Origin of the sequence: Flavobacterium frigoris PS1, from assembly GCF_000252125.1 — a bacterium.
GTDB classification, from domain to species: domain Bacteria; phylum Bacteroidota; class Bacteroidia; order Flavobacteriales; family Flavobacteriaceae; genus Flavobacterium; species Flavobacterium frigoris_A.
The window spans coordinates 19,579-35,425 of sequence record NZ_AHKF01000021.1 but is presented as its reverse complement, the minus strand read 5'-3'; the positions used below and the strand labels follow the sequence as shown (position 1 = coordinate 35,425).

The 15,847-nt window shown below is 34.5% G+C and carries 12 protein-coding genes; 1 reads left to right on the top strand and 11 read right to left on the bottom strand.

The genetic code is table 11. The annotated features are described in order from the left end of the window. Window position 1: 1 nt before the first annotated feature. The 3 genes from HJ01_RS13875 to HJ01_RS13865 form a co-directional block, all read right to left on the bottom strand. On the bottom strand, window positions 2-376 hold the full coding sequence (locus HJ01_RS13875; RefSeq protein WP_007139095.1) for a DUF779 domain-containing protein: 375 nt from the start codon (window positions 374-376) through the stop codon (window positions 2-4). Window positions 377-449: 73 nt separating this feature from the next. Beyond that, entirely contained in the window at window positions 450-1,484 is a 1,035-nt protein-coding gene (gene adhP / locus HJ01_RS13870) for an alcohol dehydrogenase AdhP (RefSeq protein ID WP_007139094.1), read from the bottom strand. 64 nt (window positions 1,485-1,548) lie between these two features. Beyond that, entirely contained in the window at window positions 1,549-3,054 is a 1,506-nt protein-coding gene (locus HJ01_RS13865) for an aldehyde dehydrogenase family protein (RefSeq protein WP_007139093.1), read from the bottom strand. 264 nt (window positions 3,055-3,318) lie between these two features. On the opposite strand from HJ01_RS13865, the gene pheT reads away from it, so the two are divergent. After that, window positions 3,319-5,739: a phenylalanine--tRNA ligase subunit beta gene (gene pheT, locus HJ01_RS13860; RefSeq protein WP_007139092.1), complete on the top strand. Its 2,421-nt coding sequence runs from the start codon at window positions 3,319-3,321 to the stop codon at window positions 5,737-5,739. 121 nt (window positions 5,740-5,860) lie between these two features. Here pheT and HJ01_RS13855 read toward each other — a convergent pair whose 3' ends face one another. From HJ01_RS13855 to lon, 8 genes are all read right to left on the bottom strand, one after another. Next, entirely contained in the window at window positions 5,861-6,415 is a 555-nt protein-coding gene (locus HJ01_RS13855; RefSeq protein WP_007139091.1) for a fasciclin domain-containing protein, read from the bottom strand. Between the two features lie 168 nt (window positions 6,416-6,583). Next, window positions 6,584-7,048, bottom strand: coding sequence for a DUF5362 family protein (locus HJ01_RS13850; RefSeq protein WP_007139090.1), 465 nt, complete (start codon window positions 7,046-7,048; stop codon window positions 6,584-6,586). Between the two features lie 113 nt (window positions 7,049-7,161). Further along, window positions 7,162-8,937 carry a 30S ribosomal protein S1 gene (gene rpsA / locus HJ01_RS13845; RefSeq protein ID WP_007139089.1) on the bottom strand — a complete coding sequence of 592 codons (1,776 nt, stop codon included), beginning with the start codon at window positions 8,935-8,937 and terminating at the stop codon, window positions 7,162-7,164. Window positions 8,938-9,268: 331 nt separating this feature from the next. Then, a complete protein-coding gene (locus HJ01_RS13840; protein WP_007139088.1) occupies window positions 9,269-10,648 on the bottom strand; it encodes a nucleoside permease in 1,380 nt (459 codons plus the stop codon). A 70-nt stretch (window positions 10,649-10,718) separates the two neighbouring features. Further along, the gene (cmk, locus tag HJ01_RS13835; RefSeq protein ID WP_007139087.1) at window positions 10,719-11,411 is read right to left on the bottom strand and encodes a (d)CMP kinase; all 693 of its coding nucleotides are present in this window, start codon (window positions 11,409-11,411) and stop codon (window positions 10,719-10,721) included. An 82-nt stretch (window positions 11,412-11,493) separates the two neighbouring features. Beyond that, window positions 11,494-12,081, bottom strand: coding sequence for a murein L,D-transpeptidase catalytic domain-containing protein (locus tag HJ01_RS13830; protein WP_007139086.1), 588 nt, complete (start codon window positions 12,079-12,081; stop codon window positions 11,494-11,496). 89 nt (window positions 12,082-12,170) lie between these two features. Continuing rightward, on the bottom strand, window positions 12,171-13,190 hold the full coding sequence (porQ, locus tag HJ01_RS13825; protein WP_040473997.1) for a type IX secretion system protein PorQ: 1,020 nt from the start codon (window positions 13,188-13,190) through the stop codon (window positions 12,171-12,173). 172 nt (window positions 13,191-13,362) lie between these two features. Next, window positions 13,363-15,813 carry an endopeptidase La gene (gene lon, locus HJ01_RS13820; RefSeq protein WP_007139084.1) on the bottom strand — a complete coding sequence of 817 codons (2,451 nt, stop codon included), beginning with the start codon at window positions 15,811-15,813 and terminating at the stop codon, window positions 13,363-13,365. Between the last annotated feature and the right edge of the window lie 34 nt (window positions 15,814-15,847).

The window sequence follows — 15,847 nt, the reverse complement described above, 5'->3', positions numbered from 1 at the left end:
GTTATTCAATATATTTTACAGGTTCTAAATCAAGCTCCTCCTCTGGAGTAAAAATGCGATATTCAATTTGAAAAGTCTTTTTCAACGGTGTTTCTAATGAAAAACCACCAACTCCAAATGCGTCAATTACTTTTAAAGTAAAATGGGCGTGTTTCCAATATTCAAACAAATCTTTATCAACCCAGAATTCGGTTTCTTCAATGGTTCCAATACATACGTCTCCCATTCTTTGATAAAAGCCTCCTTTTTCAAAGCATTGTGGCTGGGATCCCTCACAACAACCTCCTGCTTGATAAAACATTAGGTCTCCATGTTTTTCTTGCAATATTTTGATTAATTCTATTGCTTTTTCTGTAGCATCAATTCTTTTTATCATCGTAATGTATTTATTTTTAAGGTAAAAACAGAAAACCTGCTAAAAGTCAGGCTTTCTGTTTTAGTAATTTCAATTATGGTTTTGCAATTTCAAGCACTACTCGTCCATCAATTTGTCCTTTTCTCATTTTATCAAAAACTTCATTAACATCCTCTAATTTTGCTGATGTAATGGTTGCTTTTACTTTCCCTTCTACTGCAAATTGTATTGCTTCTTTCAAATCTTTTCGTGTTCCTACAATAGAACCACGAATTGTTATTCTATTTAATACGGTATCAAAAATTGGTAAATCAAAACTTCCAGGAGGAAGTCCATTCAAAGCCATTGTTCCTTTTCTTCTCAATGTTTCTAAACCTTGTTTAAAAGCAATTGGAGATACCGCAGTAATTAATGCTCCATGCATTCCTCCAACTTCTTTTTTCAGAAATTCACCCGGATTTTGATGCTTGGCATTGACAACTATATCAGCACCTAATTTTTTTGCCAGTTCTAATTTATCATCTGCGATATCAATGGCTGCCACATTCATACCCATCGCTTTTGCATATTGTACTGCAACGTGTCCTAAACCACCAATTCCTGAAATAGCAACCCATTCTCCAGCTTTAACTTCAGTTTCTTTCAATCCTTTATAGGTAGTAACACCGGCGCACAGTATTGGTGCCATTTCCATAAAGTTCACATTTGAAGGTAAAAGTCCCACATACCTTGCGTCAGCAATTACATATTCGGCAAAACTACCATCAACACTATAACCACCATTTTGCTGCGTGTCGCACAGCGTTTCCCAGCCAGTAATACATTGGTCACAACCGCCACAAGCGCTATATAACCAAGGCACACCAACTGCATCTCCTTCTTTTACGTTCTTTACATCTGGACCTACTGCCACAACATAACCGACACCTTCATGACCTGGAATCAAAGGCATTTTTGGCTGGACAGGCCAGTCGCCTTCCGTTGCGTGTAAGTCAGTATGACAAACACCACTTGCTATTACTTTTACTAAAATTTCATTTCTTCCAGGACGTTTCACTTCTACTTCTTCAATTTTTAAAAGTGATCCAAATTCCCTTATCACTGCAGCCTTCATTGTTTTTGGTAACATAATATATTTGTTTTATAAAAAAAAGGTAAGTTTCGCAACTTACCTTTCAAATTAATAATTCATTCTAAAAGAATCCTAATTTCTTTTTATCATAAGAAATAAGCATGTTTTTTGTTTGACGGTAATGACCAAGCATCATTTTATGATTTTCGCGTCCGATACCTGATTGTTTGTAGCCTCCAAAAGGAGCACCTGCAGGATAAGAATGGTACTGGTTGATCCATACACGACCTGCTTGAATTGCTCTTGGCACCTGATAAATTTCATGTGCATCACGTGTCCAAAGTCCTGCCCCTAATCCATACATTGTATCATTTGCAATAGCAATAGCTTCTTCAGTAGTTTTAAAAGTAGTAACGGCCAATACTGGTCCGAAGATTTCTTCTTGAAAAATTCTCATTTTGTTATTCCCTTTAAAAAGTGTTGGTTGGATGTAATATCCTCCGTCTAAATCACCTCCTAATTTCTTAACATCACCTCCTATTAATAACTCGGCACCTTCTTCTTTACCCAGTTTTATATAAGACATAATTTTTTCTTTTTGTACTAGTGAAGCCTGAGCTCCCATCATAGTGGTTCTGTCTAATGGATTTCCCATTTTTATCGCTCCAGTTCTTTCAATCACTCTAGCAATAAACTTATCATAGATATCCTCATGAACTAACAGTCTAGAAGGACATGTACAAATCTCACCTTGATTTAAGGCAAACATTACAGCACCTTCAACCGCTTTATCAAAGAAATCATCATCAGCATCACCAACTGATTTCATAAAAATATTAGGCGACTTCCCTCCTAGTTCCAATGTTACTGGAATAATATTTTCAGTAGCATATTGCATCACTAAACGGCCTGTAGTTGTAGAACCGGTAAAAGCAGCTTTTGACACTTTTTTGTTGGTCACTAGCGCTCTACCCAGTTCAGCTCCAAAACCATTCACAATATTGATTACCCCTGGAGGTAAAATATCACCTATCAATTCCATCAAGACAAGAATCGAAATTGGCGTGCTCTCGGCTGGTTTTAAAACGACAGTATTTCCTGCAGCAAGTGCAGGAGCCAATTTCCAAACAGCCATAAGTATTGGGAAATTCCACGGTATAATTTGCGCAATAACTCCCAAAGGCTCGCTTAATGCAATAGAAACAGTTTGCGAATCAAGTTCAGCAATTGAACTTTCCTCAGCTCGTATAACTCCAGCAAAATACCTGAAATGGTCTATCGCCAAAGGAATATCTGCAGCCAATGTTTCACGGATAGCCTTACCGTTATCTACCGTTTCCACTGTGGCAATATATTCAAGGTTATCTTCTATAACCTGTGCAATCTTATTCAATAAATTACTTCTTTCAGTAACTGATGTCTTCCCCCAACTTTGAAATGCATCATATGCCGTATCCACAGCCAAATCCAAATCTGCTTTAGTTGAATGTGCAGCCCTTGTAAATACTTTACCATCAATGGGTGAAACCACATCAAAGTACTGCCCCCCAACTGGTGCCACAAATTTTCCACCTATATAATTATCATACGTTGCCTTAAATTCAGGTCTTTGTGCTATGTTGCTCATAATTATTTAATTTTAGTTTTCTCAAATTTACCCTTCATAAAACAATACATATAGCATTATTCGGTCAACTAGTAGCATAAAATTTCCATATCTATTTATTTAACAATATATTATTATTTTATTCGCAAATATTTATAGTTTACATTGCCAAATAATCATTTTTAAAGCTTTTTAAGTAGCACAATTAAGTCCTAAAAAACCAAATAAATTGTTTCTTACTACAAACTGCAATCCTTATATTTGCAACCTTATTAAAAATGACAGATGAAAATATCTTACAATTGGTTAAAACAATTCATTAAAATAGACTGGGATTCCGAAGAAACGTCCGCTTTACTTACTGATTTAGGTTTGGAAGTAGAAGTTGTCGAAAAATACCAATCTGTAAAAGGCGGATTAGAGGGGATCGTGGTTGGACATGTCCTTACTTGTGTTCCACACCCTGATGCTGACAGACTAAAATTAACGACAGTTGATATTGGTACGGGCGCCCCTATACAAATTGTATGTGGAGCCGCCAATGTAGACTCAGGGCAAAAAGTACCTGTAGCCACAATAGGTACTGTCTTGTATGATAAAGAAGGTGGCTCTTTTACCATCAAAAAAGGAAAAATCAGAGGACAGGAAAGTCATGGAATGATTTGTGCCGAAGATGAATTAGGTCTTGGTGAAAGTCATGACGGAATTATGATTCTTGATGCTGCTTTAGTTCCTGGAACAAAAGCATCTGAAGTTTTTAAAATAGAAAATGATGAGGTATTCGAAATTGGGTTAACACCTAACCGTGCCGATGCCATGAGTCATCTAGGTACCGCGCGTGATCTAAGAGCTGGTTTACTACAAAGTGGTGTGAATGTCGAACTGATTACTCCTTCAGTGAGTAATTTCAGAGTAGATATGAGAACGCTAAAAATAGACACTGTTATTGAAGAGTCGCAATTAGCGCCGAGATATTGTGGCGTAACGATTTCTGGTATTAGCGTAAAACCTTCACCAAAATGGCTACAAGATCGATTAAAAGCAATTGGATTAAATCCAAAAAATAATATTGTTGATGTTACTAATTATGTTTTACATGATTTAGGCCAACCTTTACATGCCTTTGATGCTTCTAAGATCAATGGAAAAATCATTGTAAAAACACTTCCATCAGGAACTAAATTTACAACCCTTGATGATATCGAGCGTACTTTACATGAGGAAGATTTAATGATTTGTGATGAAAAAGGTCCGTTGTGTATCGCAGGAGTTTTTGGAGGTAAAAATTCTGGAGTTTCAGAGCATACTACTTCTATATTCTTAGAAAGCGCCTACTTCAATCCGGTAAGCATAAGAAAAACAGCAAAAAGACACCAATTAAACACAGATGCTTCTTTCCGTTTTGAAAGAGGAATCGACCCTACAATTACAGCATACGCTTTAAAACGTGCAGCTTTATTAATTCAAGAAGTGGCTGGTGGAGAAATCACATCAGACGTTAGCGACATATATCAAAAGAAACTGGAAGATTTTTCTGTTTTTCTAAATTTTGCAAATGCAGCAAAAATTATTGGACAAGAAATTCCAAAAGATACCATTAAGCAAATTTTAGTTTCATTAGACATAAAAGTAAATAGCGTATCTGAATACGGATTAGGATTAACTATACCTTCTTACCGTGTTGATGTACAAAGAGAAATTGACGTTATTGAAGAAATCTTAAGAGTTTACGGATACAATAATATCGGCTTTTCTAAAAAACTGAACGCTACGGTGTCAAACTCTCCTAGAAATGAAGATTACAAACTTCAAAACATAGTTGCTACACAGTTGAATTCACAAGGCTTTCATGAAATGATGGCTAATTCATTGACAACAGCCTCTTATGTGAAGTTGTCAGATAACCTGAAGGAAGAACACAACGTAACAATGCTTAATCCTTTAAGCAACGATTTAGCCACGATGCGACAATCTTTATTGTTTTCAGGACTAGAGGCGATATCCTATAATATCAATCGTAAAAATGGCGATTTAAAATTATTTGAATTCGGAAAATCATACCATAAGTTTCTTTCTGGATTTGAAGAGCACAAACATTTGACTTTATTAGTTTCGGGAAGCAGAAATAAAGAGAGCTGGACAACAGCTCAAAAACCCTCTGATTTCTTCATGTTTAAAGGATATGTGGATGCTGTTCTTGCTAGATTTGGCATACAAAAAACGCAAAATAGTCCAGCTACCTCAGATATCTTTTCGGAAGGAATTGCGATTGGAACCGGTCATAATGCATTAGTGGAATTTGGAGTGGTTAAGAAATCAATATTGAAACATTTTGGAATTAAACAAGAAGTGTTTTATGCTGATTTTAATTGGGACCTAATTATAAAAGCAATCGCAGGTAAAATAAAATTTACTGACATTCCTAAATATCCTGAAGTGCGTAGAGATTTAGCCTTGCTAATCGATCAAAACGTAACTTACGATAGTATCTATACTATCGCGAGACAAACAGAAAAAAGTCTATTAAAAGGCATTAATCTATTTGATGTATATGAAGGTGAAAATCTACCCGAAGGTAAAAAATCATATGCCTTAAGCTTCACAATTCAAGACAGTTCAAAAACACTGACTGATGCACAAATTGACAAAATCATGAGTAAGCTACAGAAGAACTTTGAAACAGAGCTTGGAGCAAGTTTAAGATAAAAATACCTTATTATAAAACCAGAAATCCCAATTCTAAAATTAGAATTGGGATTTCTGGTATAAAAAAAGTCCCGTAGATATACAGGACTTTTCAATCAACAAACAAACCAACCTCTTATAATTATTGTTTTGGCAATAAAACTGCATCAACTACGTGAATCACGCCGTTTGATTGATTTACGTCAGCAATAGTCACTTGTGACATACCTCCTTTTTCATCCGTGATATACAGTTTTTTACCTTTCATCCAAGCTGTCAATGTTCCACCACTTACGGTTTTCATCATTGCTTTTCCATTACCCATTTTGATCGCTTTAGCAATATCGGTAGCATTCATTTTACCTGCTACAACATGATATGTAAGTATTGTTTGTAACATTTTTTTATTCTCTGGCTTCAAAAGAGTCTCTACAGTTCCCATTGGTAATTTTTCGAATGCTGCATTTGTAGGAGCAAAAACAGTAAATGGACCTTTTCCTTGTAGAGTTGCAACCAAGTCTGCTGCTTTAACCGCCGCCACTAATGTTGTATGGTCTTTCGAATTAACCGCATTTTCAATAATATTTTTAGAAGGATACATGGTGGCTCCACCTACCGTAACTGTTTTTTGAGCGAAAGATGTTGCTCCAAATACTAATGCGAATAATGCTACTGATAAAAATTTTCTAGTTTTCATAAATCTATTTATTAAAGTTATATAAAAGCATTTACGCTAAGAAAAGAGATCTGGTTTTAAAAAAGTACAACTATTTTTCAAATACCTTAAAATCAGCTATGTAAAATAAAAAAAACTAGATTTCAAATAGAAAACTAGCTTTACTCCTTTTAAAAATTCTAATATATCTTAGCTAAGAAAAGCGATGCCTCCAATAAGGATCGTAAATAGAAATATAAATCCATATAGTATTACAAATACCAAAGCTAAAATCCCCATGAACTTATAATGTGATTTCAAGAAACTGAAAGACTCATTCAGCTTATCGTTATCATCATTTTTAAATGCAGCTTTCATTTTTGATGAAAATTGAAATAAATAATATACAGGAAAAAAATAAAGTACCGCGATAGCAATATAAATTAAACTTATAAATCCCCCACCCATTCTTTGTAACATCGCCGCGTCTCCTCCCATGCTATCTAATTTAGAGAATATAGTCCCTATAAAAACAGCCAATAAAAGCATGAGACCTACTCCAACAAATCCTAAAATTGATAAAAAATAGGCCCACTTAGCTGTTTCTTTTAAAAACCCTTTTGATTCTTCATTCAAATAAAATTTTGAATTTTCCTGTAATGTAATTTCTTCCATATGATATTCTTATAAAGTTAGATATAAATATAACAAAAAAAGTAAGAAATTACAACTCGAAAAAAAAGCCCCACATTACTGTGGGGCTTTACTATTATAAGAAAGATGGAGAATTATTTTTTCTCTGTCTTTTCCATTTTAGCTTTCAATGCTGCAAGAACATCATTACCGTCTCCTAAAGTAGAGGCAGCTGCATTTGCAGATGGAGTAGAACTGTTAGAAGTAGCAGCTTTAACATTTTTCTCTTCTTCTTCACGGAAGATAGCAGTGTGAGACGCAACAACTCTTTTGAATTCTTTGTTAAATTCGATTACTTTGAAATCAGCAGATTCTCCTTTTTTCAATTTCTTACCATCTTCTTTTTCAAGGTGACGAGTAGGAATGAAAGCAACGATATCATCTCCAAATTCTACAGTAGCTCCTTTATCAACGATCTCAGAGATTTCTCCGTTGTGGATAGTTCCAACAGCGAATGAATCTTCATACTGATCCCAAGGGTTAGCAGTAGTTTGTTTGTGACCTAAAGATAATTTACGCCCTTCAACATCTAATTCTAATACTACAACGTCTAGTTTTTCACCAACATTTACAAATTCTGATGGGTGTTTGATTTTCTTAGTCCAAGAAAGGTCTGAGATATAAATCAATCCGTCGATACCTTCTTCAAGTTCTACGAAAATACCAAAGTTTGTAAAGTTTCTAACGATACCTGAATGTTTAGAACCTACAGGATATTTACTAGTAATATCAGTCCAAGGGTCTTGAGACAATTGTTTGATACCTAATGACATTTTACGGTCATCTCTGTCTAATGTTAAAATTTGAGCTTCAACAATATCACCTACTTTTACGAAATCTTGAGCAGAACGTAAATGAGTAGACCATGACATTTCAGAAACGTGGATCAAACCTTCAACACCTTCAGCAACTTCAATAAATGCACCGTAATCAGCGATTACAACTACTTTACCTTTTACTTTATCTCCAATTGCTAAGTTAGCATCTAGAGCATCCCAAGGGTGAGCGTTTAATTGTTTCAATCCTAATTGAATTCTTGTTTTCTCATCATCGAAATCAAGGATTACAACGTTTAATTTTTGGTCTAATTCAAGAACTTCAGATGGGTGATTAATTCTTGACCAAGAAAGGTCAGTAATGTGAATCAATCCATCAACTCCACCTAAATCAATAAAGACACCATAAGAAGTAATGTTTTTAACAACACCTTCTAATACTTGTCCTTTTTGTAATTGACCGATGATTTCTTTTTTCTGTATTTCAATATCCGCTTCAATAAGCGCTTTATGAGATACTACAACGTTTTTAAATTCGTGGTTGATTTTCACAACTTTGAATTCCATTGTTTTGTTTACGTATACATCGTAATCTCTAATTGGCTTAACATCAATTTGAGATCCTGGTAAAAACGCTTCAATTCCGAAAACATCAACGATCATACCACCTTTAGTTCTGCATTTTACAAAACCATTAACGATTTCTCCTGTTTCGTTAGCCGAAATAACTCTATCCCAAGATTTGATAGTACGAGCTTTTCTGTGAGATAAAACTAGTTGTCCAGTTTTGTCTTCACGGATGTCGATTAATACTTCAACAGTATCACCTACTTTTAAGTTTGGGTTGTAACGGAATTCGTTTAATGAAATAACACCTTCCGATTTTGCGTTGATATCAACGATAACGTCTCTATCTGTAATTCTTACAACTGTTCCATCTACTACTTCTTCTTGATCAGTAGAAATAAATGTTTTTGAAACTAATTCTTCGAATTCTTTTAAGTTTTTTTGATCAACTGCATCAATACCTTCTTCAAAGTTGTGCCAGTTAAAATTTGCTAAAAACTCTTCTTGTGATTTTACTTGTTCAGACATGCTGATAAAAATTTGTATTCTGTATTCTCTCGAGTTTCATAAAGTGATAGAAAACAACAGAAGTTGTTTGTATAATTAGTTGAACCCCAAAGGAAACTCTTATTCACCTAAAGGACTGCAAAGGTAATACATCTAAATCTAATTTTCAACTTTATTTTAACATGAAAATAATTAAGCTGAAATTTATAACCTTTTGATTACCAGTAACACATTCATCATGCGCTTTTAAAGACATCCTACTTAATTGTCATTATCTGTCTTATCTAACAATAAACAAAAAGACCCGATGCCATTTTTTCTGGAATCGGGTCTACTGTTTTTACTTTTAAGGTTAATGACCTACTACACTAGCCACATCTTCTGGATGATGTTTGTGCTTAAATAAAATTGCAAAAGCAATCGCTATAATTAAAGAGTAAATTGCAAAAGCCAGCCAGATCGTATGCCAGTCCTTCATAAAAATAGTATTACTCAGCATGCCATCTGTCGAAATTGAATTTCCTTGAGCTGTAATAAACTCTAACATCTTTTGATTCGTTTGTTCTGTTTGTAAGAAACTCGCTAAATCAGTTGTATTATTAAATGATTTGGTAAAATATTTATCAATAGCCCATCCCGAAGTAAAACTTCCAAAAACAGCTCCAAAGCCATTAGTCATCATCATAAATAAACCTTGTGCTGAAGAACGATTCTTTGGATCCGTATTGGTTTCAACAAACAATGACCCTGAGATATTAAAGAAATCAAACGCCATACCATATACCACACAGGACATTACAATCATCCATAATCCATTTGTTGGATTTCCGTAAGCAAACAGTCCAAAACGCAATACCCAGGCCATCATGGAAATTAGCATTACTTGTTTGATTCCGAAACGTCTTAAGAAAAAAGGAATCGCAAGAATAAACAAGGTTTCTGAAATTTGAGAAATTGACATGATAATAGTTGAATATTCTACAACAAATGAATCAGCATATTTTGGAAAATGCTTGAATTCATCTAAGAAAACATCTCCGTACGCATTTGTCAACTGTAAGGCCCCTCCTAAAAACATAGAGAAGACAAAAAACAAAGCCATTTTATAATCAGCAAACAACTTAAAAGACTCTAACCCTAATGTCTCAGTAAGAGAAGCGTTTTCAGTAGACAAACGTTGTGGTTTACACTTTGGCAAAGAAAAAGAATAGATCCCTAGAAGTACAGCTGCTAAGCCTGCTATATAAAACTGATATTCTGTTGCTTTATTTCCAGTTAAATTAGTAATCCACATTGCAACAATAAAACCTATAGTCCCCCAAACCCGTATGGGAGGAAAATTTTTAATAATGTCTTTATTATTTAATTTGAGTGCAGTGTAAGAAATAGAGTTACTCAAAGCGATCGTTGGCATATAAAAACACATTGCCAATAGCATTATATAGATAAAGGTTTCCGGTGTTGTTACTTGCGGTATATAAAATAAAACTCCTGCGTATAAAACATGAAGTACACCATATAATTTTTCTGCATTTACCCATCTATCGGCGATAATTCCAGTTAATGTTGGCATAAATAAAGAGGCAATTCCCATCGTCCCAAAAACCAACCCAAATTGAGTTCCATCCCATTGCATTGTGCCAAACCAGTAATTAGCAATCGTAATCAACCAAGCTCCCCAAACAAAAAACTGGAGAAAACTCATTATTATCAATCTGTTTTTAATTCCCATAAAATGAATTCTTTAATTTCAAAAATTAACAAGCCGTAAAACTAGTATTTAAATTGAAATATACAAACATTTAGTTTGCTTCTGTAGTTTCGTTCACTAAGCCCAATACAACGTCGAATTGTTCTTCTCTACTAAGATATGAATTGTCAATTTCTATGGCATCATCTGCCCGCACTAATGGAGAGTTATCTCTATGGGTATCAATGTAATCACGCTCTTCTACGTTATGTAAAACTTCTTCAAAACTTACGTCACCTCCTTTTTCCGTTAGTTCGTCAAAACGTCTTTGCGCTCTGGTAGTAGCGCTTGCGGTCATGAAAATCTTTAGTTCTGAATCAGGAAAAACAACCGTTCCAATGTCTCTACCATCCATAACGATTCCTTTATCCTTGCCCATCTCCTTTTGTTGCTCCACTAATTTAGCACGCACTTCAGATATTTCGGCTACTTTACTCACGAAACTAGATACTTCAATAGTTCTGATTTCATTTTCAACATTAGTATCATTCAAATACATTTCAGCAAAACCCAAATCAGTATTAAATTTGAACTGTAATTTTATAGATGATAAACTGGCTATTAATGTTTCTTTATCAAAAAACTCGTTGCTTATATACCCGTTCTGCATTGCAAATAATGCAATAGCGCGATACATAGCTCCAGTATCGACATATACATATCCTAAATGCTTTGCGAGTTGTTTTGCCAAAGTACTTTTTCCTGTAGATGAAAATCCGTCAATGGCGATGGTAATTTTTTTCAATTTTGTAATTTTAATGTTCCGTAATTAATTCTCTATTTTACCTTGTATGTATTTATAAAACCAATTTCATTTACTATTATTTTTAGTAGTAAATACTCATAATAATATTCGAATTTGAATTGTCTATTATAGTAGCAAGCCTTTCAAAATAGCGTTCGTTAACAGCGGGACAGCCAAAACTTTTCTCTATTGATCCATTTTGCTCTTGATCCGGAATACTGCTCATTTTATGCAAAACTATATTTCTCTTGAATGCATTGCTATTCGTTTTGTCTAATCCATATAATTTATAAGCTTTCCCGTAAGACCCCAAATAGGATTTGCCCACCGAATATTTTCCTAATGAAGTGCATAGTGAATTACTGACATTACTAAATATCAGCTCTCCACTTGATCTTTTTTCTGACCCAAATCCATGAGTAACTAAACCTCCATCTATAATTTCATTGGTTTTCAAATTATAAATAAAAAACCGAAACTTCCCAGACTCAATACCCATATCTATAAAAAAAGCAATTTCTTTATTATATTTTGAACTAGCGTCAACCACTTTTTTTACTTCATATATTTGAATAGCAAGTCTCACTTCTGCCGAATTATTTTCTGGCTTTTCCGAAAAACCAGAAAAAACAAATCCTACAAAAACCAATAGTATAAGCAGTACTCTCATCTCTTATTTGCCTTTAAATTAGTACTCATCGATATTTATATTAAACAGTAACCCGCGCGACAATTAAACCATTTTTGTCTCAGAAACTACTACTGAAAATTTATAGTCAACCCAAACAGACTTGTATTGCCTGCTAAAGTATAACGCGAATAGGAATAATTAAATTTTAATTTATTCATTTTTAATCCAAAACCAAGCGAAACTCCCGAAAAATTGCGCTGTTCCAGAATCCGTAATTCCTCTGCCCTTCTAAAATTATACCCAAACCGCAGGTTAAATGATTTTTCAGGAAACAATTCCACTCCAAAAATCACATGACGCAATGCGTTATTTGTAAACGAAACCTTCTCTTCATTTGCATTTCCATCAATTGAGGATTCAGCCCTTTCAGGATTAGAAAAAGCAATATTCCATTGCTGCAAATTCTCTAAGGTAAGATGCCATCTTAATGGCACATGTTCCAATTCCTGCGAAACACCTACTAATATTTCCAATGGTAATTTTTCATTCACTCCTGAATAAGTGGTAAACTGCGTTCCGACATTTCGAATCACTAAACCCCAATTAACATCATTACTTTCATCTACAAAAATAGCGCCAATATCTATGGCTCCGCCAAAAGACGAATAACTTTCAAGTGAGGAGGAAATCAATTTTGCATTTGCCCCTATATGTATAGTAGTATAAGGTATGTTATAAGCATATCCAAAAGAAAGCGCTATTTCGCTTCCTGTAAATTCACTTGTATACTGGCCGTTTTCATCATATCCTTCAAACTTACCGTAATTCACATAATTAACCCCAGCTTGAAATGTTTGCAAATGCCGATCGTAAGTATACGCATAAGAAGCCGTACCGTAGGTAACCTCATTAAAATAATTACCATAGTTCAATGCCAAATGGTTATTCATCTCGACATTTATCGTCGCAGGGTTAAAATTAACCTGATTAACATCATCATCATAGATAGTTATCGTTTTCCCGCCTAACGCCGCCTGTCTGGGCGAAGTAACCAAATTCAAAAACTGATAAGTATACTTGCCCCCTATTTGACTGTAAGACACAGTACAAATAAATATTGACAAGGATAGAAAAATGTTTTTGAACATGCTTTTGGTCTCTGTTTTCGTAAAATAAAACGCAAATGCGAAGATAAAATTATAATAGTAAAAATACTCATTATAAATCTTCAAATACCATTTAAATAAAATTCCAAAATCATTGCCTAATTATCTTAAGTTTTGATTTTGGAATAAATAATTAGAAATCAAAAAAGACTACTTATAAGATTTTGGCATTTTTAACCTTTTGATCCGTAATTGCAATTTTCAAAACTTCACTCATTTCTTTAACGTAATGAAAAGTTAAGCCTTCAATGTATTCTGGTTTTATCTCGTCGATGTCACTTTTATTTTCATGACAAAGAATAATTTCTTTAATATTTGCGCGTTTTGCAGCTAATATTTTTTCTTTAATTCCACCTACAGGCAATACTTTACCTCTTAGCGTAATCTCACCAGTCATCGCCATATTTTTCTTCACTCTTTTCTGAGTAAATACAGATACTAGTGAAGTCAACATTGCTATCCCTGCACTTGGACCATCTTTTGGTGTCGCTCCTTCCGGAACGTGCAAATGGATATTATATTTTGAAATAATATCTGGATTCAAGCCTAGTAATTGCGCATTCGCTTTTATGTATTCCAATGCTATTGTAGCTGATTCTTTCATTACAGTACCTAAATTCCCTGTAATAGTCATGCTGCCTTTACCTGGAGAAATTAGAGACTCTATGAAAAGAATATCGCCTCCTACACTTGTCCAAGCTAATCCTGTAACAACACCTGCTACATCATTACTCTCATATTTATCTCTTTCTAATCTAGGAACCCCAAGAATTCGAACAACATCTGCATCCGTTACTTTTTTATTGTACTCCTCCTCCATAGCAACAGATTTAGCTGCATTACGGATTACTTGTGCAATTTTAGCTTCTAAGCCACGAACGCCAGATTCACGAGTATAGCCTTCCACAATCTTTTCTAATTGTTTCTTACCGATTGCTAAATCCTTAGCGGTTAATCCGTGTTCTTTTAATTGTCTTGGTAATAAATGCTGACGAGCAATCTCTACTTTCTCTTCAATAGTATATCCAGACATTTTTATGATCTCCATACGATCTCTCAATGCAGGTTGAATCGAAGACATTGTATTTGAAGTGGCTATAAACATCACTTTCGACAAGTCATATCCCATCTCTAGGAAATTATCGTAAAACGAATTGTTTTGCTCTGGATCTAATACTTCAAGTAAAGCTGACGAAGGATCTCCTTGACTGCTTACTGACAATTTATCAATTTCATCTAGGACAAAAACGGGGTTTGATGTACCTGCTTTTTTTAAGCTTTGGATAATCCTACCGGACATAGCCCCAATATATGTCTTTCTGTGCCCTCTTATTTCTGATTCATCTCGCAAACCTCCTAAAGAAATACGAACGTACTCTCTACCTAAAGCTTCTGCAACAGAACGGCCAATAGAAGTTTTACCAACACCCGGAGGTCCTGTCAAACAAATGATAGGTGATTTCATATCATTACGCAATTTCAAAACTGCCAAATGCTCAATCATTCTTTTCTTAACGTCTTCTAATCCGAAATGATCTCTATCCAAGATTTTTTGCGCTCGTTTTAAGTCAAAATTATCCTTTGAATATTCATTCCAAGGAAGCTCTAAAAACAGATCTAAATAATTTCTCTGAATTCCAAAATCAGGCGCTTGTGGATTCATCCGGCGCATTTTTGACAATTCTTTTTCGAAATGCTTTTTGGTTTTTTTATCCCATTTTTTAGACTTCGACTTAAGCAACATCTCTTCCATTTCTTCTTCCTGCGAAGAGCCACCCAATTCTTCTTGGATCGTTTTCATTTGCTGCTGAAGAAAATATTCTCTTTGCTGTTGATCTAAATCAAAACGAACTTTAGATTGAATGTCGTTCTTCAATTCGAGTTTTTGCAACTCAATATTCATAAAACGAAGCGTTTCTAATGCTCTATCTTTCAAACTACTGATGGCAAGTAAGTCTTGCTTTTCTTTAACTGATAAATTCATGTTAGAAGTAACAAAATTAATCAGGAAAGATTGACTCTCAATGTTCTTAATAGCAAATGTTGCCTCACTTGGAATATTCGGACTTTCCTTTATTATTTGAATTGCTAATTCTTTAACAGATTCAAGAATAGCTAAAAATTCAGTGTCTTTACTTTCTGGTCTGCTTTCTTCAAACTCTTTGATACTTGCCGTTATATACGGCTCTTCAGAAACTACAGTGTCTATTTCAAAACGTTTTTTCCCTTGAAGAATAACTGTCGTGGTACCATCAGGCATTTTTAAAACCCTTAATATTCTAGCCACAGTTCCTATGTTGTGAATATCATCCTTTGTAGGCTCCTCGTCTTCTTCATTTTTCTGAGCAACAACACCTATTATTTTTCCTCCGGCATTGGCATCATTAATTAGTTTAATAGATTTATCGCGTCCAGCGGTAATCGGAATCACTACACCTGGAAACAGGACCATATTGCGCAAAGGCAAAATCGGTAATGAAGGCGGTAATTCCTCGTTAATCATTTCTTCCTCATCTTCAGGAGTTAATAATGGAATTAACTCAGCTTCTGAATCATATTCCTGAAGTGACAGATTGTCTATTGTAAGTATTTTATGATTTGACATAATTATATATAAGTCTTTTTGTCATTAAAAATTT

Coding starts and splice junctions, on each gene's coding strand:
- HJ01_RS13875 (WP_007139095.1), bottom strand. CDS start 376: ATGATAAAAAGAATTGATGCTACAGAAAAAGCAATAGAATTAATCAAA.
- adhP (WP_007139094.1), bottom strand. CDS start 1,484: ATGTTACCAAAAACAATGAAGGCTGCAGTGATAAGGGAATTTGGATCA.
- HJ01_RS13865 (WP_007139093.1), bottom strand. CDS start 3,054: ATGAGCAACATAGCACAAAGACCTGAATTTAAGGCAACGTATGATAAT.
- pheT (WP_007139092.1), top strand. CDS start 3,319: ATGAAAATATCTTACAATTGGTTAAAACAATTCATTAAAATAGACTGG.
- HJ01_RS13855 (WP_007139091.1), bottom strand. CDS start 6,415: ATGAAAACTAGAAAATTTTTATCAGTAGCATTATTCGCATTAGTATTT.
- HJ01_RS13850 (WP_007139090.1), bottom strand. CDS start 7,048: ATGGAAGAAATTACATTACAGGAAAATTCAAAATTTTATTTGAATGAA.
- rpsA (WP_007139089.1), bottom strand. CDS start 8,937: ATGTCTGAACAAGTAAAATCACAAGAAGAGTTTTTAGCAAATTTTAAC.
- HJ01_RS13840 (WP_007139088.1), bottom strand. CDS start 10,648: ATGGGAATTAAAAACAGATTGATAATAATGAGTTTTCTCCAGTTTTTT.
- HJ01_RS13830 (WP_007139086.1), bottom strand. CDS start 12,081: ATGAGAGTACTGCTTATACTATTGGTTTTTGTAGGATTTGTTTTTTCT.
- porQ (WP_040473997.1), bottom strand. CDS start 13,190: ATGTTCAAAAACATTTTTCTATCCTTGTCAATATTTATTTGTACTGTG.
- lon (WP_007139084.1), bottom strand. CDS start 15,813: ATGTCAAATCATAAAATACTTACAATAGACAATCTGTCACTTCAGGAA.